The following is a 20,538-nucleotide window of genomic DNA, read 5'->3' on the forward strand; positions in this document are numbered from 1 at the left end:
GATGCGCAAATTTACCCGTCGCCTTCATCGGGGCGACGGAGTGACATGGGCGCAACAAAATTTGGGGGAAACGAACCATGGCGACAGAATTATACCATCTCATCGGCGGGAAAAAGCTCTCCGGCACGTCGGGCCGCTTTGCCGACGCTTTCGAACCGATGACCGGCACCTTGCGCAGCAAAGTTCCGCTGGCCAGTGTGGCGGAAGTCGCCGCCGCCGTCGAGAACGCCAAGATTGCCCAACGGTCTTGGGCGGTGCAGAATCCGCAAAAGCGCGCCCGCGTCATGATGCGTTTCCTCGATCTCGTGCAGCGCGATTACGATGAATTGGCGCTGCTGCTGGCGCTGGAGCACGGCAAAACCATCGTCGATGCCAAGGGCGATATTCAACGCGGTCTCGAAGTCATCGAATTTTCCTGCGGCATTCCGCATTTGCAAAAAGGCGAGTTTACCGAAAGCGCCGGGCCGGGCATCGATATCTATTCGATGCGCCAACCGCTCGGCGTGGTCGCGGGCATCACCCCCTTCAACTTTCCGGCCATGATTCCGATGTGGAAGTTCGGCCCGGCGATTGCCTGCGGCAATGCCTTTATCCTGAAGCCGTCCGAACGCACCCCCTCGGTGCCGGTACGCTTGGCCGAACTGATGCTGGAAGCCGGTCTGCCCGAAGGCATTTTGAATGTCGTTCACGGCGATAAGGTGGCGGTCGATGCGATTCTCGATCACCGCGATATTAAGGCCGTGGGCTTCGTTGGCTCGACCCCCATTGCCGAATATATCTACTCGCGCGGCACCGCAGCGGGTAAGCGCGTGCAGTGCTTCGGCGGAGCCAAGAATCATGCGCTGATTATGCCGGACGCTGATTTGGATCAGGCGACCGACGCGCTGATTGGGGCCGGGTTTGGCGCGGCGGGCGAGCGCTGCATGGCGATTTCGGTCGTGGTGCCCGTCGGCAAGACCACGGCGGATGCGCTGATGGAGCGGCTGATTCCCCGCGTCGAAGCCCTTAAAATCGGCCCATCTACCGATCCTGCCGCCGATTTCGGCCCGCTGGTGACGCGCGAGCATCTGGAAAAAGTGAAATCCTACGTCGATCTTGGCGTCACCGAAGGTGCGGCGCTGCGCGTCGATGGGCGCGGGTTCAAGATGCAGGGTTACGAAAACGGCTACTATATGGGCGGCTGTCTGTTCGACAATGTCACGCCCGAGATGCGGATTTACAAAGAGGAAATCTTCGGTCCCGTCCTGTCGGTCGTGCGGGCCGATACCTATGAGGCGGCTCTCGCCCTCCCGAACGATCATGAATATGGCAATGGCGTCGCCATTTTCACCCGCGATGGCGGGGCGGCGCGCGATTTCGCAGCGCGCGTCGATGTTGGTATGGTCGGGGTGAATGTGCCTATTCCCGTGCCGCTGGCCTATTACACTTTCGGCGGCTGGAAACGCTCCGGTTTCGGCGACCTCAATCAGCATGGCCCCGACGCTGTTCGTTTCTATACCAAAACGAAGACTGTTACCTCCCGCTGGCCGACGGGTATCAAAGACGGTGCCAGCTTTGTTATTCCGACGATGAGCTAGTTCGACCACGGCGGGAGGGAAATCATGGCGACCATTGGGTTTATCGGGCTCGGCAATATGGGCGGGCCGATGGCGGCGAATCTTGTGAAGGCGGGGCACCGCGTTACGGGTTTCGATCTGGTGTCGGCGGCGCTCGAGGCGGCAGAAGCGGCGGGGGTCGCAATCGCAGCCTCCCCGGCGGAAGCCGTGGCCGGGGCGGAAATCGTCGTGACCATGCTCCCCAGCGGCAAGCATGTACTCGGCGTCTATGACGGGCCGCAGGGCATCATTGCGGCGGTCGAACCGGGAACCTTGCTGATCGATTGTTCCACAATCGATGTGGAGTCAGCCCGCAAGGCCCAGGCGCTCGCCGCTGCTAAAGGGACGGATGCGCTGGATGCGCCCGTGTCGGGCGGCGTTGGCGGGGCGTCGGCCGGCACCTTGACCTTCATGGTCGGCGGCAGCACAGACGCCTTCGCGCGGGCCGAGGCGATCCTAGCGGCCATGGGCACGAAGATCGTCCATTGCGGCGACGCCGGGGCCGGTCAGGCGGCGAAGATTTGCAATAATATGATCCTCGGTATTTCGATGATCGCCGTCAGCGAAGCCTTCGTGCTGGCCGAAAAGCTTGGCTTATCGCAGCAAGCGCTGTTCGACGTATCGTCCACCTCATCCGGTCAATGCTGGTCGCTGACCACCTATTGCCCGGTTCCTGGCCCGGTGCCGACAAGCCCGGCCAATCGCGACTATCAGCCCGGCTTTGCCGCCGCGCTGATGCTGAAAGACCTCACCTTGTCCCAAGACGCCGCCGCGAGCGCGGGAGCCACGACCCCCTTGGGGGCAGCGGCAACCCGTCTTTACGCCGCGATGGTGGACGCGGAGCAAGGTGGAGTCGACTTCTCCGGCATCGTCAATCATTTGCGTGCCGGAGCAATCGCCTAACGTTTAGGCTTTATCTTTCTGTTCCCAAGAACTTGAAGCGCAGGCAGCCCCTGCGCTTCTTTTTTTTTGTCAGGTTTAGGCAGGTCGCCGACGGGAAACCTGCCGAAACCCTGCCCGCCCTCCGACCGATTACCGAAGCCCGTTATCCGCACTCTTTATTTCGAAACGAGGTCGGGCGATGCGAGGGTCAACCCGCCACCGCCGATGTGCACGACGGTGATCGGGCCGACATGCGCCGGTTTTTCCACGGTCAGGCGGGTTTCGCTGCCGGTCGAGGTCAGATGGAAGGTCAGAACCGCGCCTTGCGCGCGCCACGCAATGGTTTCGCCATCGTCCAGATAGACCTGTGCCGAGCCGCTGACCTCCACGCCGCCGAACGCGACCACGGTGAGACCCGCGCCATCATCCACGGGCACAATCGCCCCGGCGCGGGCGAAGATCGGCATCCGGCCTAAGGGCGCAGGCACGGTCACGCGGGCACCGCCCGCATAGTGAGTGCCATTGTGCCAATCGTACCAGCCGCCGGGATGGGCGGGTAGATAGACTGACCGTGTCGTCTCGCCCTGCTCCAGCACCGGCGCGACCAGCAGGTCCGGGCCGAGCATGAAGGAATCTTCCACCGATTTCGCCCCGGCATCCTCCGGGAAATCCCAGAAAAGCGGGCGCACGGCGGGGATGTCCTGCGCTGCCGCCTGCCACATCTGGGTGTAGAGATAGGGGATCAGCCGGTTGCGCAGGTTCATGGCGTCGCGCACCTGGGGCAGCACTTCCGGATGCATCCAGGGGGTATTGACGACGCCGTTTTCCTTCCACGAGTTCATCACCATGCGCGGCCACAGCGAGCAAAACTCGACGAAGCGGGCGAAGAGTTCCGGCGTCGGCACCGGGCCGTGGAAGCCGCCAACATCGTGGCCGATGTTATAAAAGCCCGACAGGCTCATATTGAGCCCCTGGGTGAGATTATAGCGCAGGGTTTTCCACGCCGTCTCATTATCGCCCGACCAGGTTTGACCGTAACGCGACACGCCCGCGCACCCGGCGCGGGTGATCACATAGGGGCGCTTTTCCGGTGCATGGGCCAGTTGGGTTTCGTAAGCGAGCTTGTGCATCAGCAGCGCTTGCGCCGGGCGGGCGAGGCTTTGGGCGAAGGGACGACCGTCGCCCGCGCACACCGCATCCTCGTCCCAAATCTCATACTCGTTATTATCGTTCCACACCGAGGCAACGCCATAATCGAGCAGCGCCGTGCGAATGCCATTCGCCCACCAGTCCCGCCCGCCGGGGCTGGTGAAATCGAGATGGAAGCCGAGCCCATCCCAGAATTGCGCAATCGCGGGCGCGCCGGTTTCGGAATCGAGCACCAGACCGCCCGCCGCCTTGGCCTCGCCCAAACGCGGATGATCGTCGAGCAGGCAGGGTTTCAGGTTCGTCACCGGCTGCATGCCCGCCGCCTTCAGGCGCACCATGGTCGCGGCAGGATCGGGAAACTTGTCGCGGTTCCAGTTGAAGGCGTAGCGACGCCCATTGATCGAGGTATAGCCCGACCCGAAATGGAAGCTGTCGCAGCGAATGCCATGCAGGCGGCACTCGTCGATAAAGGCCGAGATGCGCGCGTCGGCGTCGGGCGCGTCGGCAATCGTCATCGTCGTCATGGCAAAGCCCAGCGACCAGCGCGGCGCAAACGCCTGCCCGCCAGTGAGCCAGGAGAAGCGCCGCGTGACGGCGGGGACGGTTGGCCCGGCCAGCACGTAATAATCCAAATCGCCATCTTCCGCCTGATAGAAGCGGAAAAGCCCGTGGTAATTATCGAGCGTGCAGCCGAAATCCACCTGGGCTTTCGCGAGATTATCGTAATAGATCCCGTGCGCGCCGCGCGGCCCATCGACGATGAAGAACGGCAGCATCTTATAAAGCGGGTCAGACAGTTCGGCGTCGAAACCGCAAGGATCGACGGCATCGATGGCAAACCGGCGGCCCGTGCGGTCGAGCGGCCCGGCCTTATCGCCTAAGCCATAATGGCCCTCGTCGGCGTGGCGCGCCATGACGTGCGTAACCACATGGGTTTTGCGGGACAGAAGATAGGCCTGCGTCGGGCGATCTTGCAGGAAGGGTTCCGCCTCGCCGTCCCGCCGCCAGTCGATACCGAACGGATCGAGGCGAATCTCGGCACTCAGCCCGCCCGCCGACAGCGTTACTTTGCCGTCGCTTTCCGCAACCTTCGCGGCGGGATGGGCAAAGCCGCTTTCGTCATCGCGGGCGCGGCCTTCGAAACTGGGCTCCAACCCGCCGGGGGCGATCTGCCAGCCACGATCCAGCCGGTAGCCGTCGGGACGCTTCAAGGTGACGCGCCCGATATCGCCTTCGAGAATAGCAACCCGCAAGGTCGCCAGCGGTTTGCCACCCGCGCCAAGGTCGAACAGCACCGCATTACCGTCGCGGCCACGATACTGGCCGTACGTCAGAGCTTTCATGGGTCTCTCCAGATCGATCAGGGACGGGCGAGCGCCGTGCCGTCTTCAGTGAATAGGTGAATGTGCTGGGGATCGAAACGCACGGCGATTGTGTCGCCGCGCTGCAACCGCACTTGGCCATCTTGGCGCAGCGTGATCTGCGGCAGGCCGGGGGCCGAAGCGTAGAAGAAGGTTTCGCCGCCGAGTTGCTCCAGCAGATCGAGCGTGAGTGTTACCATCCCATCTTGCGGAACGATGGAAATATGCTCGGGCCGAATGCCAAGGGTTACGGACGCGCCAGGGGTGAGCGCCGGCGCGGCAAACGGCAGCGGCAGGTGCGCCCCGCCAAGGTTGAGGCCAAGGCCGCCGTTGCGCGCTTCAACGGTCGCGGGAAGCAAATTCATGCGCGGCGAGCCAATGAACCCCGCAACGAACAGATTGGCGGGATGATTATAGAGTTCCAGCGGCGCGCCAACCTGTTCGATCCGCCCGGCGCGCAGCACGACAATACGGTCGGCCAGCGTCATCGCCTCGACCTGATCGTGAGTAACGTAGATCATCGTGCCGCCGATATCGGCGTGGAGCGCGGCCAGTTCTTTGCGGGTGGCAACGCGCAACTCGGCATCGAGATTGGATAAAGGCTCATCGAACAGAAAAATCTTGGGGTCGCGCACAATCGCCCGGCCAATGGCGACGCGCTGGCGCTGGCCGCCCGAAAGCGCTTTCGGCTTCCGGTGCAGATACTCGGTGAGGCGCAGCATTTCGGCGGCGCGCTTAACACGCGCCTCAATGTCGGGCTTCTTCAAACCCATGTTTTGCAGCGCGAAGCCCATATTCTCGGCAACGCTCATGTGCGGATAAAGGGCGTAGGATTGAAACACCATCGCAAGGCCCCGGTCGGAGGCCGGCAGATGCGTGACCCGCACGCCATCGATTTCAATTTCGCCGTCGGTGACGGTTTCAAGCCCGGCGATAACGCGCAATAGGGTCGACTTCCCGCAGCCGGACGGGCCGACGAAGACGACAAACTCCCCGTTCTTCACGTCGAGATCGATCCCGTGCAGCACTTTGACCGCACCGAAGGCTTTAGTTGCGCCTTTAATCTTCAAATCAGCCATGGGAAAGCATCCGGTCGCTTATTTCATCCCCGTCGAGCCGATGCCCGTGGTTATGAAGCGTTGCAGAAAGACGAAGACGAGGGCGACGGGGAGAAGCGTCACGACGGTCATCGCCAAGAGGTAATGCCACTGGGTCTGAAGCTCGCCCTGGAAGGCGTTAAGACCGATTTGCAGCGTATAGACTTCGGTTTTGGTCAGCACGGCCAGCGGCCAGAGGAATTCGTTCCAGCGCCACATGATCGAGAAAATCGCGAGCACGGCCAAAGCGGGCATGGAGAGCGGCAGCACGATGCGCCAGTAAATCTGCCACTCCGAAGCCTTATCCATCCGCGCGGCTTCAATCAGGTCTTTCGGCAGCGTCAGCATATATTGCCGCAGCAGGAACACGCCGGTCGGGGTGGCGGCACCGGGCAGGATCACCGCCCAGAGCGAGTTCACCATACCAAGCTCGGTAATGACCAAATAAACCGGCACCAACACGATGGTAATCGGGATCATCAAGGTGCCGACAACCGCCAGCATCGCCGCGCCCTTGCCTCGGAAGTCGTAAACCGCCAGCGCATAGGCCGCCATGGAGTTGGTTAGCAGCGTAATGAGGGTCGCAACAACCGTCACGAAGACCGAATTGCCGAGGAAGCGCATAAAAGCGAAGCGCTCCAGCGGCTCGGTATAATTCTCCAACGCCAGCGCGGCTTTCCGAACCGGCTCGCGGGCGTTGATCGGCACGCGGAACGTTTCGCTCGGGTTTTTCGGATCAACCATTTGGGCGACGATGCCAATGCGGCGAACCTGAGCCAGTTCCTTAACCGTCCCATCGCTTTGCGGCACGCTAAAGAGCGGCAGCGGGTTCGGGTGGCCGGGAACCATCACCTCCACCTGCGCCATCGGCAGCAGCGAGGGGGGAAACTCCAACAGCGCGCTTTGGGTTTTGAAGGAGGACAGCACGAGCCAGAGCACCGGCCCGAACATCAACACCACCCCAAGCGCGAGATAGGCGTAAGCAGCTAGATCGGTCCAATGCAGCGGTGCCCCTGCCCCGCCGCGCCGGGCCTTTACGAGCTTTCCAAGCGTGAGTGTGGCCATCTCAAACTTCCTTTCGCCGGGCGAGAAGAAGCTGGAGCAGCGTCAGCGCGAACAGCACCAGCCCAAGGACGACAGAGGCAGCGGCAGCAAGGCCGAAGTTCTGCACCTGATTCGAAAACGCGGTTTCGTAGATATATTGCACGATCATCAGCGTTGCCGTGCCCGGCCCGCCGCCGGTCAGCACGAAGACTTCATCGAAAGTCTGCACACCCTTAATCAGCGCCAGCACGATTACGACGATCATATTCGGCCAGAGCAGCGGCAGCGTGATACGGGTTAGCGTGCGCCACCGGGGGGTCGCATCCATTTCCGCCGCCTCATAAAGGTCCGCCGGGATCGCCTGTAGCCCCGCCAGCAGAATGAGCGTGTAGAAGCCCATATGCGCCCAAACCGACACGAACACCGCCCAAAACATCGCCCAACTCGGATCGATGAAGAACAGCACCTTCTCCCCGCCAAACTCGGTCAGGACGGCGTTCAACAGTCCATCGCGCTGCAAAATCCATTTCCAGATGAGCGCAACAACGACGGGCGAGAGCAGAACAGGAAAGAAATAGACCGCCCGGAAAAAGCCGCGTGCGTAGATCTTCTTATTCAAAACCAGCGCGGTGATGAGCGAAAACAAGACCATCGCGCCAACTTGGAAGAAGACAAAAATGATCGTATTGCGCACCCCGCGCCAGAAATGATCTTCCCGGCACGTATTGGGGTCCAGGTAAGATTTGCAGTCGAATAGATATTCGTACTGCTCGGCTCCGACGTAAGGACGCTCCGATGGGAAAAGCGCCGCGCCGCCCGTGACCGAGTAGACGATATTGATCGCAATCGGCAGGAACACGAACAGGCCGAACAGCAAAAAATTCGGGGCTAGAAAGAAATACGGCATATGCCGTACCCCGACGAGGCGCTGAAGCGCCTTCATCGGAATATCGAGGCCCCGCATTACGAGGGCAAGAGGCGGTCCGAAAACCGCGCCCAGCGCAGCCGTAACCGTTCGGCGCGGTGCGCCGTGCTGATCGACCGTCATGTCCGTGATCCTGCCGCGCGGTTACTTTTTGGTGCGTTCGGCGATTTGCTGGGTCACATCCGCCGTAATCCGCTCATAAGCGGCGTCCAGCGTCGTTTCCCCTGCAATCGCTTGGCCCAAACGGCTAATCACAGCGTTGAAGATAATGCGGTTATAGGTATAGCCCTGGGTCAGGTAAGCCGTTGGCGTGGTCGCCGTGGCGTTTTGCGTGAAGACCTTCAAGGCCGCTTCGGCGGGCTTGCTGGCGCTCGGATAGGGCACGCCCTGATTGGCAAGACCGACATGCCCCGGCACGAACAGCGAGCGGGAATAAAACTCTTTCATTACCGGCTCGCTGGCGAGGTAATCCATCACCCGCGCTACGGCTTGGGGGTTTTTGGTCGATTTCATCGCCATCAAGCCCGCGCCGCCCGGCATGCTGGTGCAGCTTCCCGCGCCGCAGGGGTTCGGAACCGCGACCCAATCGAAAGCATCGCCGATGGTCTTGGCAAACTGGCCGGTCTGCCACGAGCCCGAGACATACATGACGACCTGGGCATTTTTGAACTCGTCATTGGCCCCGCGATAGGCCGCGCCCGAGACCGAGCCCCAAAGCTCCTTCGACATAACGCCGGACTTGTGCCAATCGAAAACGCGCTGAGCCGCGCGCTTGAAACCATCGTCAATAACCGCCGGGGAACCATCGCCCCCGAAAACCTGCGAGCCTTCCGACAGGGCCATCGAATAGAAGCGGTGGCCGGACCGGTCAATCGCAATCGGGAACGGCGCTTTCGTTACCTTCGCCACTTCTTGCGCCGCCTTGGCCCAATCTTCCCAGGTTGCGCCTTCTTTCGGCAGTTTCACGCCCGCTTGGTCGAACAACGTCTTATTCACAAAGGCGCCCGTGACCGTAAGCTGCGTCATCAGACCCGGAATCGAGGTGTTATCGCCGGGAACGCGCATCCAGTTCAGGAACGGGCCGAAATTGGCATCCCAATAGGCAGGATCCTTCACCAAGGGCCGCAGATCGAGGGCAAAGCGCGACATGCCGCCCAAATCGACGACACGGGCGATATCGGGCCCTTGGCCGGAGGCCACTTGTACGGGCAAATTCTCGTTAATTGCCTTAAAGGGCACTTCGTCGAGAACGACATCAATATCTTTATTGGCCTCTTTAAAGCGTTTGAGGAGATCAGCCATAACCTCCCCTTCATTGCCGTCGGAATACCAGGTCATACGGACCGTGGTCGTCTGGGCAAAGGCCGAAAGGCTGATGGCCGTGGTCGAAAAAAGGGCAAGCAACAGCGGTTTGAAAGCGCGCATTATCGGTTTCCTCCCAAGATGCCCGCGTGGCACGCGGAGCTTATCTATTTTAGGCCTGCCATCATCCTGAACGAGGGCAGCCCCAGTTTCGAGCTGTTTTTTCTCAGCCTCTTCGATATTTGGCAAACGTTTGCCAAGCCTGTCAACCCGCATTTTTCGCCTCGACAATCGATTGCCTGGATGAAACAAAGGAAGGATCTCAAGGATTGTGCAGAGGGCCATGTCGGACGAAATTTCGCTTGCTACGGTTGCAGCCCGGGCTGGGGTTTCGGTGTCGACCGTCTCCCGCATCGTCAATGGCGAAACCAAGCGGGCGTCGGCGGCGACAGTGAAGCGCGTGCAGGAGGCCATTGAGGCCGTCGGCTACCGCCCCAACCCCGTTGGTCGCGCCTTGCGGCGACGGGAAAGCCGCGTGGTGGCTATGCTGATCGCCAATCTCGATAATCCTTCAATGGCAACCATCGCTTCGTCCACCGAAGCCGCGCTCAGGAGCGCGGGGTATGTAATGATCCTGTGCGATACTCATGATCGCGCCGATTTGCAGGATGAGTATATAGAGGCGATGCGCGCACAGTTCGTGAAGGGCTTCGTGCTTGTCGCCGCCGTCCCGAGCCCCGGTCTGGCCGAGTTGTCCACTCAAGGTGCGCCGCTGGTCTTTGTTGCCCGCCGCGCGCCGAACGGCTCGGGCACCTTTGTGGGGATCGATAATCGCCGCGCCGGGGCTGCTGTCGCCGCGCGCTTCCTAGCCGAAGGCCGTAAAGCGCCTGCCGTTATCTACCCCCATAATGCTTTTTCGGCCGCCCGAGAGCGCGTCGACGGCTTTCTGACGCACCTTCGGGAGCATGGCGCAAATTTGTCTCCCGTCCGGGAGGAGACGGGGCACGGGCTTTCCCATCTCCAAATCGGCTATGACGGTGCCGAGCGGATGTTCTCCTCAGGCCCTCAACCCGACGCCATTCTGTGCGTCAGCGATCAAATCGCCTACGGCGTTCACCGACGCGCGCTGGAGCGAGGGGTTGCGATTCCCACCGACTGCGCCCTGATCAGCATCGACGGCACCCCGTTGAACGCCTGGGTAGCCCCCTGGCTGCGATCCTTGGAAATTCCTTATGCCGACTATGGTCAACAGATCGTCGAGAGTTTCGAGCGTATCTGGTCGGGCGCACCCGATAGCGACCGGATCATGCCGTTTCGCTTCCCGCAATAAATCGCCTCAGCGCCTGGCCGTTTTACCGGGTAACGCCGCCTGCTTTGCCGAAATTTTTAGCAAATTGTCCTTCCCTTCGTTGACCCAGTATTTTTAGCAATATCTTAATATTGACTCGCTACATACTAATTACAATCATGCTCCGTCTTCCCGAAATTCCAAGCAGAAGAAGCGGCTCTGCCGGAGACCTGAGGCGGCGTCGAGGCATATCTCCCCTCCTTAAATCTAACGGAGCCCGGCACCTGCAAGGAATTTCTCGCCAATTCGACCGGAGATTTATCCCTATGCTTAAACTGCCCACAATTCTCCCCGTCGCCCTCCTAGGCGCATTTGCGATGTTTGCGCCGACTGTACAGGCGGCAGAACCCAACCCCAAGGTTCAGCGCGGCGCCTACCTCGCGGCGATCATGGACTGCACCGGATGCCACACGCCGGGCGTTTTTTTTGGGAAACCCGATATGGCGCGCCCGTTGGCGGGGTCCGAGGTCGGTTTTCAAATTCCTGGGCTCGGTATCTTCTATCCGTCAAACCTCACCCCGGACCGCGAAACCGGCATCGGCACCTGGAGCGAAGCGGATATCATTAAGGCTGTGCGCGCGGGCGTTCGTCCCGATGGCCGTCAGCTCGCTCCAGTCATGCCCTATATGAGCTACAGTAAGCTAACCGATGCCGACGCGTCGGCACTGGTAGCCTATCTGAAAAGCCTAAAACCGATCAAGAACGCCACCCCAGCACTGGTCGGCCCATCGGAGAAACCCAATGCGCCTTACCTTACCATGATTATGCCGCAGTAACAAAATAATGTGACGAATATTCATAGAATTTGAATGAGTTAACTTTAGAAGCCGACAGTATTGCTGATCGGCTTCTTTTCTTAAACAAGATGAGGCCCATTGTCACATTTTTGCGAATTTAAGAATAATATGAATAACATTCTATACATACAATGAGAATTAATGCCGCCTGAACAGTGTCAACCTATGCTTTAACAGTATGACGTGTAGTGATTTTTTTACCTTTACCGCCTATTATGATCGATGGGTGACGTGTCGAGATGGCGCTAGGGTGTGCGCAGAAAGCGAAGAGCCGAATGAAAATCAACATACAAACGCGCGTAATCATGCTCATTTCCGTATTGGCACTGCTGATTCAGATCGCAGCGTCAACCTACGGCTATTTTCGCATCACAACCAACGTGATGAAAGATTTAGAGGAAGCGTTGCAGCGCATTACCGAGATGCAGTCCGACGCCCTCGCGCGACCGCTGTGGGATTTGTCGGATGGGCAGATTAAGTCCATTCTGGCGGCAATTGCCAAGGATAGCAATTTTGCCCATGCGCGCGTGATCGGTGCCAATGGTAAAATGGTTGCGGAAAGCGTGAAAGCCGGGGTTACGCCGGGCCTGACCGAAAAACGCGACGTCATCTACCAAGACGGCGGCAATCGCGAAAAGCTGGGCGCTCTCGAGGTTGGTTTTGGGCTTGGCCGGGTAGAACAGGCCGAGAGAGACGCAATTACCACAGCCATTATTCAAACGATTATAACGGTCACGCTCCTGGCACTGGCAGTTTTCTTCTCCTTCGGCGCAATTGCACGCCCATTACGCCAACTAACGCAAGCGATGGGCAAGCTGGCCGGTGGTGATCGTGCCGTCGACGTGCCGAGCACAACCCGGCACGATGAAATCGGCGATATCGCCCGCGCCGTTCAAGTCTTCAAAGATAACGCACTGGAAATGGATCGAATCTCTGCCGAGCGGCGCACGGAGCGGATGGCCGCCGAAGCTCAGCGCAAAGAGGGCATGAACGCCATGGCGACCGACCTTGAAAATACGGTTGGCCAAATGGTCGAATCCCTAACCCGCTCGGTCGTTGATATGCGCTCGACCGCTGATATTCTCTCTACTACCGCTGGGGAGACCACGCGCCGTTCGGCCCTGGTGGCAACGGCGAGCGAGCAAGCCACCCAAACCGTCGGCACGGTGGCGACCGCAACCGAAGAACTTAGCAGTTCCTCGCTCGAAATCGCCCGTCAAGTCACCTATTCGGCCTCGATGACCGATCAGGCCCGAATCCAAGCCAGCAAAGCGTCCGAGACTGTGGCGCAGCTTATGGAAGCCGCCGATAAAATCGGCACTGTCGTTGGTCTGATCAGCAATATCGCTGGGCAAACCAACCTGCTGGCGCTGAATGCCACCATCGAAGCCGCCCGCGCGGGCGATGCTGGCAAAGGCTTCTCGGTCGTGGCGTCCGAAGTCAAAAGCCTCGCCAATCAAACCGCCAAAGCGACCGACGATATCGCAACCCAAATCGGTAGCATTCAAGAAGCCACCCGCGCCGCCGTCTCGGATATCGATAGTATCGCAGGCCTGATTGCCAAGATCAGCGAAATCGCCTCCACCGTCGCCGCCGCTGCGGAAGAGCAGAAAGCCGCGACCGAGGAAATCGCCCGCAATGTGCAAGAAGTGGCCCGCGGCGCTCAGGATGTGTCGCAGAATATCGTTACCGTGTCGCAGTCGGCCGACCGCACGAATGGCGCGGTAACGACCGTGCTTCAGTCGGCAGGCGCGATTACAACGAACGTCGATGGGCTGCGCGCCCGCGTGCTGGGTTTCATCAACGATATCCGCAACGCCTCGTAATCCAGGCCAGATCGGTTAGACGGGGTTCGGCGTTAATCTGGCCGAGCCCCGATCTGCCGCTCGGGATCGTCGGGCGCGGGAACCCGCGCGAGCACGAGAGCCTGAACCGAGGTAGCCCCGGCCTGAAGTAGGCAGGTCGTACACGCATCCAACGTAGCCCCCGACGTCAGCACGTCATCCACCACGACAATATGCTTCCCCGCAAGCTGCCCCGCCCAACCGGGCGCAACGCTGATAGCATGGCGAAGATTGCGGCGGCGCTCGGCCCGGCTCCGCTGCTTTTGGCTGCCCGTTGCCCGTATACGCTGCAGGGCCGTCGGCGCGGTCGGAATCCCCGTTTGTCGGCCAATCGCCTGAGCCAGGAGCGCCGCCTGATTGAACTGGCGTCCCAGCAGACGCAGGCGATGGAGCGGCACCGGAACCAGTAAATCCGCCCCTTCCAGCACCTCCCCACCCGCCCGAACCATCCAGGCCGCAAATAAGGCGGCACCTTCCGTTCGGTCGGCCTGCTTGAAGCGCAGCACGAGCGGCTTACTTATTTCATCGTAAAGGAGGGCGGCCCGCGCCCGCCGAAAGCGCGGCTTCTGGCGCGTGCAGGCACTGCAGACGCCGCTCTCGACGCCGCCCAGGGGCACGCCGCAACAGGCGCATAAGGGCCGCGTTCCGAATGGCGGGGTCAGGAAGCGAACTTGCGGCCAGCAGTCGGGGCAAAGCCCCGCCAAAGGAGCCCCGCCCGAAACCGATACACCACAGCGCAGGCAGCGGCGCGGCAAAGCCCAGTCGAGCATCACCGCCAGCGGATGCGTTAGGAAATGAAGCCCCCGAAGAAGCCCTGAAGCCGCGCTTGCCTTCACAGCGTTAACCCCTTAGCCTCGCGGTTCGACATTTCCCGGCGCCGCTCTGTGCATTCACCAAGGATAGTCTCGTGACCGCCCCTTCCGTTCAAGCCTCCCCTAAGCCCGACCGCGAATCGCCCTTGCGCACGCTCGCCCCGCACCTGTGGCCAAAGGGCGAAACCGAGCTGAAAACCCGCGTTGTGCTGGCGCTCGCCTTGCTCAGTCTCTCGAAGATTTCGGGCGTTTACGTGCCGATTCTCTTCAAACACGCCATCGATGCCTTGAGCGCGAAGGGCGTGGACGGCCTGATCCTCGCTCCCATTGGCATCATCATCGCCTATGGTGTGCTGCGCGTGCTCAGCCAGGCGTTCGGCGAATTGCGCGATGCCGTGTTTGCCAAAGTCGCTCAGCGCGCCATTCGCCGGGTGGGGCTCGATACGTTCAAGCATTTGCATGCGCTCTCTCTACGCTTTCACCTGGACCGGCAAACCGGCGGCCTGTCGCGCGCCATTGAGCGCGGCACCAAGGGCATTGAATTTCTGCTGCAGTTCATGCTGTTCAACGTTCTGCCGACGCTGCTGGAAATCACCCTGGTGTGCGGTATCCTCTGGAACCTTTATTCCATTGAATATGCCGCCATCACCTTTGCCACCATTATCGGTTACATCGTTTTCACCATTGTCCTCACCGAATGGCGCACGAAATACCGCCGCGAGATGAACGACCGCGATTCAGAAGCCACCACCAAAGCCGTCGATAGCCTGTTGAACTATGAAACGGTTAAATATTTCGGCAATGAATTGCACGAGGCAAACCGCTTCGATAAGGCCCTGCAGGCCTATGAAAAGGCCGCCGTGCGCAGCCAAGTCAGTCTTTCGGCCCTCAACGTCGGCCAAGGCACGATTATCGCCATCGGGCTGATTGCTGTCATGAGCATGACCGCGCAAGGCGTTGCCGACGGCAGCATGACCGTGGGCGATTTGGTGCTGGTGAATACCTTCCTTATTCAGCTTTATATGCCGCTCAACTTCTTGGGTTTCGTCTACCGCCAGATCCGTCAGTCGCTGACCGATATGGAGCAGATGTTCAGCCTGCTGCGGGTTGAGCGCGAAGTCGCCGATACCCAAGGCGCCCCCGCGCTTGTCGTCGATGGCGGCGAAGTGCAGTTCGATGCGGTTGATTTCGGCTATGACGCCCGCCGCCCTATTCTGCAGGGTGTCAGCTTTACAATTCCCGCAGGCAAAACCTTGGCCGTTGTCGGCTCCTCCGGCGCAGGGAAATCGACCCTGTCGCGCCTGTTGTACCGTTTCTATGACGTAACAGATGGCGCAATCCGCATCGATGGCCAGGATATTCGCGCCGTTTCGCAATCCTCCTTGCGCAAGATCATCGGCATCGTCCCGCAAGATACCGTGCTGTTCAACGATACGATCTACTACAACATCCTCTATGGCCGCCCCGACGCAACCCCGGCGGAAGTGGAAGAAGCTGCGCGCCTAGCCCGGATTCACGATTTCATTCTATCACTCCCCGACGGCTATCAAAGCAAGGTGGGTGAGCGCGGCTTGAAGCTTTCGGGCGGTGAAAAGCAGCGCGTGGCCATTGCCCGCGTCATCTTGAAGCGCGCGCGCCTGCTGATTTTCGATGAAGCCACCAGCGCGCTCGATACCAAGACCGAAAAGCAGATTCAGGAAAGTCTCGATCAGGTCTCCGAAAACCGCACCACCTTGATTATAGCGCACCGCTTATCCACGGTGATCGGGGCCGATGAAATCCTGGTTCTCGACAAAGGCGAAGTGGCCGAACGCGGTAGCCACGCGGAACTTTTGGTGCGCAATGGGCGTTATGCCCGTATGTGGCAGCAGCAGTTGAGCGACCTTGCAGAAGATGCAGGCCCGCCCCCCGCCCTTAACCCGTCGACAGCCTAAGGCCCTTCGGGTATATTGGAATTATTCTAATCAAGGAGACGCATTATGGCTAAACACTCCAATCAAGATGTCGCCACTGCCCTCGGCGTGCTGCTGGCCGATAGCTATATTTTGGCGCTCAAAACCCAGAACTATCACTGGAACGTCGTCGGGTCCGATTTCGTTCAGTTGCACCAATTGTTTGGAGATCAATACGAAGCGCTCTCCGGTGCCGTCGACGAGATTGCCGAGCGTATCCGCGCCCTCGGTTTCCCGGCCCCAGCCTCCTTCGGCGAGTTTACCGACCGCGCGAGCGTTAAAAGCACCGCCGGGCATCCGCCCGCGCGCGAGATGATTACCGCCCTGCGCGACGATCATCTGACCGCTGCCAAAGCGGCCTATGCCGTTATCAAAGCCGCCGAAGCCGCCGGTGATGAGTCCAGCGCCGATCTGGCCACGGGCCGCGTCACCGAACACGAGAAAGCCGCGTGGATGCTCTCGGCATTGCTGGGCTAAGGACGATGACTTAGGGGGCTTTACCCCTAACAACCCCACCCAAGGGCAGATCTGCCCTTGGGGAACCGGGTTTTATTGCGATACCGATATGAACATCACCGCAGCCACGCGCGAAATGCCTCAAACGCTGGGATCATTTCGGAATCGGGACGATAGATCAGACACCAAGCCGCCCCTTTCGGCACGCTGAGATCGAAGGGCGCGACGAGGCGGCCTGCCGCCAAATCCTGTTCCACGAACGGACGACGCGCGAGGGCAACGCCAAGCCCGTCCAGCGCCGCTTGCAGCGCAAAAGCATGAAAATCGAACCAGAGCGCGCCCGCCGTGCCCATTTTCGGCGCGAGCCCCGCCGCGCGCAGCCAAATCGGCCATTCGTCTTCGGCGTGGCGGACATGCAGCAGCGTTTCCCCGGTGAGATCGGTCGGGCGGCGCAGGCGGGCGGCGACGCTGGGCGATGCCACCGGAAAGAGATCGGCGGTAAAGAGGGGTTCCGCCATCAACCCATCCGGCCGCAGTCCGGTTTGGTCGGTCAGGCGGATCGCCGCCGTAATCCCCTCCGCCAGCAGCGACACCGGCCCCGCCTCCTCCACCATCACCGAGGTTGAGAGGCGCACCTCGTAGCTCGGGTGCTGGCGGTGAAACTCGGGCAGGCGGGGGATCAGCCAGCGGATCGCCACCGTTGGGCCGCACGCCAGGGTCAGCACCCCTTCCGGCTGAGTCGCCAATTTTTCCGTTGCGAGAGCGATACGATCAAACGAATCGGTTAAAACCGGGCCATAGGCCGCGCCGCGTTGGGTGAGGGAGAGGATATTCCCACGCCGCTCGAACAGCGCCACGCCGAGACGCGCTTCCAGTCCCTTCACCAATTGGCTCACCGCCGCTTGGCTCACCCCCAATTCCGCCGCCGCCGCCGTAAAACTGCCGGTGCGGGCAGCAGCTTCAAAGGCTTTCAGGGCATTGAGGGGGGGCAAACGGCGGCTCATCGCGCCACATCAGCGCAAGCGCCCCGCCGACGCCAGATTTTTTTTATGCCCTCGTGAACCCTTTGCCCGATTCGGCCGCTCTTAAGAGATGAGGCCCCTCATGGGGAGGTGTCGAAACACGAAGGGTGCGTTTCATGTTCTGGTTAAAAAACATTCCGGTTTGGGAACGGGTACTGCGTTTTCTCATTGGCGGCGGGTTGATCGCCGCCGGTTTCCTGCAAACCTCCCCCGCCTGGAGCGGCGGGCTGATTATCGGCGGCATTACAGCTATTCTAACCGGCATTATCGGCTTCTGCCCCGCCTGCGCGCTTGCCGGGCGACGACTTGACCGAAAAGCGTAAGGAGCCGAATGCGCCCCCCTATTCCCAACCGCGTGATCGAAGCCGCCCAGGCCGGGGATACGGGGGCGCTGGCCCTCTTGCTCGATCTCACCCAGCCCGATATTCGCCGTTACGCCCAGCGCTACTGTGCCCGCGCGGGCGATATTGATGATGCGATGCAAGATACACTGATCGCGCTCTATCGCCATATTGGCCATCTTCAGAAGGTCGCCGCCTTCAGCGGGTGGCTGATGCGGATCGTTCAGCGCGCCTGCTATCGTGCCCTCTCCCCTCTTTTCGGTTTCGAAACGCTCGAGGATTCGGGTGAAAAGCTGCTTGCGGCCCGGCCCCTGCCCGATCTGCGGATTGACCTAGCCCGCAGCCTTGCCGCTTTGCCCGAGGTAGACCGCCGCATCCTGCTGTTGCGCGACGGGGAACAGCAGACCCTGGCCGATATTGCGCGGCGCGTGAACCTATCGGTCCCCGCCGTAAAAAGCCGCCTGCACCGCGCCCGCGCGGTGATCCGGCAAAACTTGCTCGCCCGCGCGACGGAGGAGCGTTAGACGGTGCGGTGCGACGGAGGAGCGCTAGACGGTGCGGTGCGACGGAGGAGCGCTAGACGCTGTCGCGCGCCGCCCGTACAGTCACCGGTATGGGAGCTTTCTTTCGTCACGAACTGCGGTTAGCCCTTCGGCAAGCATCGGACCTGATGCCCGTGCTGATCTTTTTTGTGCTGGCCGCAACCTTGTTTCCGCTTGGCGTGGGGCCGGAACCCATGCTGTTGGGGCGGATTGCCAGCGGCATCGTGTGGGTCACGGCCCTGCTCGCCGCCATGCTGTCGCTCGACCGGATGTTCGAGGCGGATTATGCCGACGGAACGCTGGAGTTGCTCGCCCTCTCGCCGCAGCCGCTGGCCCTGTTCGCCGCCACGAAAATCGCCGTGCATTGGCTTACCACCGGCCTGCCGCTGCTGCTGCTCTCGCCCCTGCTCGGCGTGATGCTCAATCTGCCCACCGAAGCCTATGGCGCGCTTCTGCTCTCCATGGCCCTTGGAACGCCCTGCCTGAGCCTGATCGGGGCCATCGGCGCATCGGTGACGCTGGGCGCGCGGCGGGGCGGGGCGCTTGTGCCGCTGCTGGTGCTGCCGCTGGTGCTACCGGTGCTGATCTTCGGCGTCAGCGCGGTGGAAGGCGCGGCAACGGGGCTGGGGGCTGGCCCGGCGTTACTGGTTTTGGGCGCGTTGCTCGCCGTCGCTCTGCCGCTCGCGCCAATGGTCGTTGCAGGAGCGTTACGATTAGCGGTGAGCGATTAAACAAAAACCCCCGCCGGATCGCTCCGGCGGGGGTTTTCTTTAACCGTTACGCTTAGATATCGAACAGCAGGCGGCGAGGATCCTCAATGAGATCCTTCACCTTCACAAGGAAGGTCACGGCTTCGCGGCCATCGATAATGCGGTGATCGTAGGAGAGCGCCAGATACATCATCGGGCGGATTTCGATACGGTCACCCGCCTTGTCCGAAATCACCATCGGGCGCTTCTGGATTTTGTGCATCCCAAGGATACCGGACTGCGGCGTATTCAGGATCGGCGTGGACAGGAGCGAGCCATAGACCCCACCATTGGAGATGGTGAAGGTGCCGCCCTGGAGATCTTCCAGCGCAAGCTTGCCGTCGCGGGCGCGCTTACCAAGCTCGGCGATCTTCTTTTCGATATCGGCAAAACCAAGCGCATCCGCATCGCGCAAGACCGGCACGACCAGGCCCTGCTCGGTGCCCACGGCAACGCCGATGTCGTAATAGTTCTTATAGACGATTTCATCGCCATCGATTTCGCCGTTCACCGCCGGAAGCTCTTTCAGCGCGGCGATACAGGCTTTCACGAAGATCGACATGAAGCCGAGCTTTACGCCGTGCTTCTTTTCGAAAGCGTCATTGTACTGAGTGCGGAACGCCATCGCCGCCGACATATCCACCTCGTTGAAGGTGGTGAGAATGGCGGCGGTGTTTTGCGCCTGCTTCAGACGTTCGGCGATGCGCTTGCGCAGGCGGGTCATCCGCACGCGCTCGTCGCGCGGGCCGGAGGACACCGGAGCCGAGGCGGCAACCGCTGCCGGGGCCGTGCCGACTTTCGCCGCCAACGCATCGATCACATCGCCCTTGGTCACGCGGCCATCTTTGCCGGAACCGGGGATCGTCGAGGCCGAGAGGTTGTTCTCGGTGATCAGCTTAGCCGCTGCCGGAAGCGGTGCATGGGCCGCAGCCGGAGCAGCCGCCGCCACGGGGGCCGCAACGGGTGCGGGGGCCGGGGCCGGGGCAGCCGCCGGAGCCGCAACGGGCTTAGCCGCACCATCGCCACCGATCACGCCGAGGAGGGCCGCCACACCGACGGTCACGCCTTCGGCCGCGACGATATCGGTGAGCGTTCCCGCCGCCGGGGCGTTCACTTCCAGCGTCACCTTATCGGTTTCAAGCTCGACCAGCGCTTCATCGGCCTTCACCGAATCGCCAACCTTTTTGAGCCACTTGGCTACCGTTGCTTCCGAGACCGATTCGCCCAGGGTGGGGACTTTGATTTCGATGGCCATTCTATCCTCAACCTTATCACCAAGGGGCGCGCGCACTGAGCGCGCCCGACTGAGTTTCGTTTCGG

The 20,538-nt window shown here is 60.8% G+C and carries 18 protein-coding genes; 10 read left to right on the top strand and 8 right to left on the bottom strand.

Features of this window, described 5'->3' with window-relative positions; all coding sequences use genetic code 11:
• Nucleotides 1-77 precede the first annotated feature (77 nt).
• Both ACIQ36_RS06660 and mmsB read left to right on the top strand, forming a co-directional pair.
• Entirely contained in the window at nt 78-1,577 is a 1,500-nt protein-coding gene (locus tag ACIQ36_RS06660; protein WP_395827200.1) for a CoA-acylating methylmalonate-semialdehyde dehydrogenase, read from the top strand.
• Between the two features lie 24 nt (nt 1,578-1,601).
• Nucleotides 1,602-2,498 carry a 3-hydroxyisobutyrate dehydrogenase gene (mmsB, locus tag ACIQ36_RS06665; RefSeq protein ID WP_395827203.1) on the top strand — a complete coding sequence of 299 codons (897 nt, stop codon included), beginning with the start codon at nt 1,602-1,604 and terminating at the stop codon, nt 2,496-2,498.
• Nucleotides 2,499-2,653: 155 nt separating this feature from the next.
• Here the strand turns inward: mmsB and ACIQ36_RS06670 are convergent, their stop codons facing one another.
• Genes ACIQ36_RS06670 through ACIQ36_RS06690 form a run of 5 tightly spaced genes read right to left on the bottom strand, consistent with a single transcriptional unit; the run spans nt 2,654 to nt 9,478 of the window.
• Entirely contained in the window at nt 2,654-4,969 is a 2,316-nt protein-coding gene (locus tag ACIQ36_RS06670) for a TIM-barrel domain-containing protein (protein WP_395827206.1), read from the bottom strand.
• Nucleotides 4,970-4,986: 17 nt separating this feature from the next.
• A complete protein-coding gene (locus ACIQ36_RS06675) occupies nt 4,987-6,066 on the bottom strand; it encodes an ABC transporter ATP-binding protein (RefSeq protein WP_395827209.1) in 1,080 nt (359 codons plus the stop codon).
• 18 nt (nt 6,067-6,084) lie between these two features.
• Entirely contained in the window at nt 6,085-7,149 is a 1,065-nt protein-coding gene (locus ACIQ36_RS06680) for a carbohydrate ABC transporter permease (protein WP_395827212.1), read from the bottom strand.
• Nucleotide 7,150: 1 nt separating this feature from the next.
• Nucleotides 7,151-8,176: a carbohydrate ABC transporter permease gene (locus ACIQ36_RS06685; RefSeq protein ID WP_395827215.1), complete on the bottom strand. Its 1,026-nt coding sequence runs from the start codon at nt 8,174-8,176 to the stop codon at nt 7,151-7,153.
• 21 nt (nt 8,177-8,197) lie between these two features.
• Nucleotides 8,198-9,478, bottom strand: coding sequence for an ABC transporter substrate-binding protein (locus ACIQ36_RS06690; RefSeq protein ID WP_395827218.1), 1,281 nt, complete (start codon nt 9,476-9,478; stop codon nt 8,198-8,200).
• 220 nt (nt 9,479-9,698) lie between these two features.
• Here ACIQ36_RS06690 and ACIQ36_RS06695 point away from each other — a divergent pair, with 220 nt between their 5' ends.
• The 3 genes from ACIQ36_RS06695 (at nt 9,699) to ACIQ36_RS06705 (ending at nt 13,326) form a co-directional block, all read left to right on the top strand.
• A complete protein-coding gene (locus ACIQ36_RS06695) occupies nt 9,699-10,685 on the top strand; it encodes a LacI family DNA-binding transcriptional regulator (protein WP_395827220.1) in 987 nt (328 codons plus the stop codon).
• A 284-nt stretch (nt 10,686-10,969) separates the two neighbouring features.
• A complete protein-coding gene (locus ACIQ36_RS06700; protein WP_395827223.1) occupies nt 10,970-11,479 on the top strand; it encodes a c-type cytochrome in 510 nt (169 codons plus the stop codon).
• Between the two features lie 326 nt (nt 11,480-11,805).
• Nucleotides 11,806-13,326, top strand: coding sequence for a methyl-accepting chemotaxis protein (locus tag ACIQ36_RS06705; protein ID WP_395827226.1), 1,521 nt, complete (start codon nt 11,806-11,808; stop codon nt 13,324-13,326).
• Nucleotides 13,327-13,358: 32 nt separating this feature from the next.
• On the opposite strand, the gene ACIQ36_RS06710 is transcribed toward ACIQ36_RS06705, so the two are convergent.
• A complete protein-coding gene (locus ACIQ36_RS06710) occupies nt 13,359-14,180 on the bottom strand; it encodes a ComF family protein (protein WP_395827229.1) in 822 nt (273 codons plus the stop codon).
• Between the two features lie 71 nt (nt 14,181-14,251).
• Here ACIQ36_RS06710 and ACIQ36_RS06715 point away from each other — a divergent pair, with 71 nt between their 5' ends.
• Nucleotides 14,252-16,090, top strand: a complete 1,839-nt coding sequence (locus ACIQ36_RS06715; protein WP_395827232.1) for an ABCB family ABC transporter ATP-binding protein/permease — start codon at nt 14,252-14,254, stop codon at nt 16,088-16,090.
• A 45-nt stretch (nt 16,091-16,135) separates the two neighbouring features.
• Complete coding sequence (locus ACIQ36_RS06720; RefSeq protein ID WP_395827235.1) at nt 16,136-16,585, top strand: Dps family protein; 450 nt, start codon at nt 16,136-16,138, stop codon at nt 16,583-16,585.
• A 95-nt stretch (nt 16,586-16,680) separates the two neighbouring features.
• Here ACIQ36_RS06720 and ACIQ36_RS06725 read toward each other — a convergent pair whose 3' ends face one another.
• Nucleotides 16,681-17,568, bottom strand: a complete 888-nt coding sequence (locus tag ACIQ36_RS06725; protein ID WP_395827238.1) for a LysR substrate-binding domain-containing protein — start codon at nt 17,566-17,568, stop codon at nt 16,681-16,683.
• Nucleotides 17,569-17,702: 134 nt separating this feature from the next.
• Between ACIQ36_RS06725 and ACIQ36_RS06730 the strand changes: the two genes are divergently transcribed.
• The 3 genes from ACIQ36_RS06730 to ccmB all read left to right on the top strand — a co-directional run bounded on the left by ACIQ36_RS06730 (nt 17,703) and on the right by ccmB (nt 19,200).
• Nucleotides 17,703-17,909, top strand: a complete 207-nt coding sequence (locus tag ACIQ36_RS06730) for a DUF2892 domain-containing protein (RefSeq protein WP_395827240.1) — start codon at nt 17,703-17,705, stop codon at nt 17,907-17,909.
• A gap of 8 nt (nt 17,910-17,917) precedes the next feature.
• Nucleotides 17,918-18,451: an RNA polymerase sigma factor gene (locus tag ACIQ36_RS06735; protein ID WP_395827243.1), complete on the top strand. Its 534-nt coding sequence runs from the start codon at nt 17,918-17,920 to the stop codon at nt 18,449-18,451.
• A gap of 89 nt (nt 18,452-18,540) precedes the next feature.
• A complete protein-coding gene (gene ccmB, locus ACIQ36_RS06740; protein WP_395827246.1) occupies nt 18,541-19,200 on the top strand; it encodes a heme exporter protein CcmB in 660 nt (219 codons plus the stop codon).
• A 52-nt stretch (nt 19,201-19,252) separates the two neighbouring features.
• On the opposite strand, the gene odhB is transcribed toward ccmB, so the two are convergent.
• Nucleotides 19,253-20,473, bottom strand: coding sequence for a 2-oxoglutarate dehydrogenase complex dihydrolipoyllysine-residue succinyltransferase (gene odhB / locus ACIQ36_RS06745; protein ID WP_395827249.1), 1,221 nt, complete (start codon nt 20,471-20,473; stop codon nt 19,253-19,255).
• Nucleotides 20,474-20,538: the final 65 nt, after the last annotated feature.

Origin of the sequence: Elstera sp., from assembly GCF_044372965.1 — a bacterium.
Taxonomy (GTDB): Bacteria; Pseudomonadota; Alphaproteobacteria; order Elsterales; family Elsteraceae; genus Elstera.

Coding starts and splice junctions, on each gene's coding strand:
- mmsB (WP_395827203.1), top strand. CDS start 1,602: ATGGCGACCATTGGGTTTATCGGGCTCGGCAATATGGGCGGGCCGATG.
- ACIQ36_RS06690 (WP_395827218.1), bottom strand. CDS start 9,478: ATGCGCGCTTTCAAACCGCTGTTGCTTGCCCTTTTTTCGACCACGGCC.
- ACIQ36_RS06705 (WP_395827226.1), top strand. CDS start 11,806: ATGCTCATTTCCGTATTGGCACTGCTGATTCAGATCGCAGCGTCAACC.
- ACIQ36_RS06685 (WP_395827215.1), bottom strand. CDS start 8,176: ATGACGGTCGATCAGCACGGCGCACCGCGCCGAACGGTTACGGCTGCG.
- ACIQ36_RS06735 (WP_395827243.1), top strand. CDS start 17,918: ATGCGCCCCCCTATTCCCAACCGCGTGATCGAAGCCGCCCAGGCCGGG.
- ACIQ36_RS06675 (WP_395827209.1), bottom strand. CDS start 6,066: ATGGCTGATTTGAAGATTAAAGGCGCAACTAAAGCCTTCGGTGCGGTC.
- ACIQ36_RS06730 (WP_395827240.1), top strand. CDS start 17,703: ATGTTCTGGTTAAAAAACATTCCGGTTTGGGAACGGGTACTGCGTTTT.
- ACIQ36_RS06660 (WP_395827200.1), top strand. CDS start 78: ATGGCGACAGAATTATACCATCTCATCGGCGGGAAAAAGCTCTCCGGC.
- ACIQ36_RS06680 (WP_395827212.1), bottom strand. CDS start 7,149: ATGGCCACACTCACGCTTGGAAAGCTCGTAAAGGCCCGGCGCGGCGGG.
- ACIQ36_RS06720 (WP_395827235.1), top strand. CDS start 16,136: ATGGCTAAACACTCCAATCAAGATGTCGCCACTGCCCTCGGCGTGCTG.
- ccmB (WP_395827246.1), top strand. CDS start 18,541: ATGGGAGCTTTCTTTCGTCACGAACTGCGGTTAGCCCTTCGGCAAGCA.
- ACIQ36_RS06700 (WP_395827223.1), top strand. CDS start 10,970: ATGCTTAAACTGCCCACAATTCTCCCCGTCGCCCTCCTAGGCGCATTT.
- ACIQ36_RS06695 (WP_395827220.1), top strand. CDS start 9,699: ATGTCGGACGAAATTTCGCTTGCTACGGTTGCAGCCCGGGCTGGGGTT.
- ACIQ36_RS06670 (WP_395827206.1), bottom strand. CDS start 4,969: ATGAAAGCTCTGACGTACGGCCAGTATCGTGGCCGCGACGGTAATGCG.
- odhB (WP_395827249.1), bottom strand. CDS start 20,473: ATGGCCATCGAAATCAAAGTCCCCACCCTGGGCGAATCGGTCTCGGAA.
- ACIQ36_RS06725 (WP_395827238.1), bottom strand. CDS start 17,568: ATGAGCCGCCGTTTGCCCCCCCTCAATGCCCTGAAAGCCTTTGAAGCT.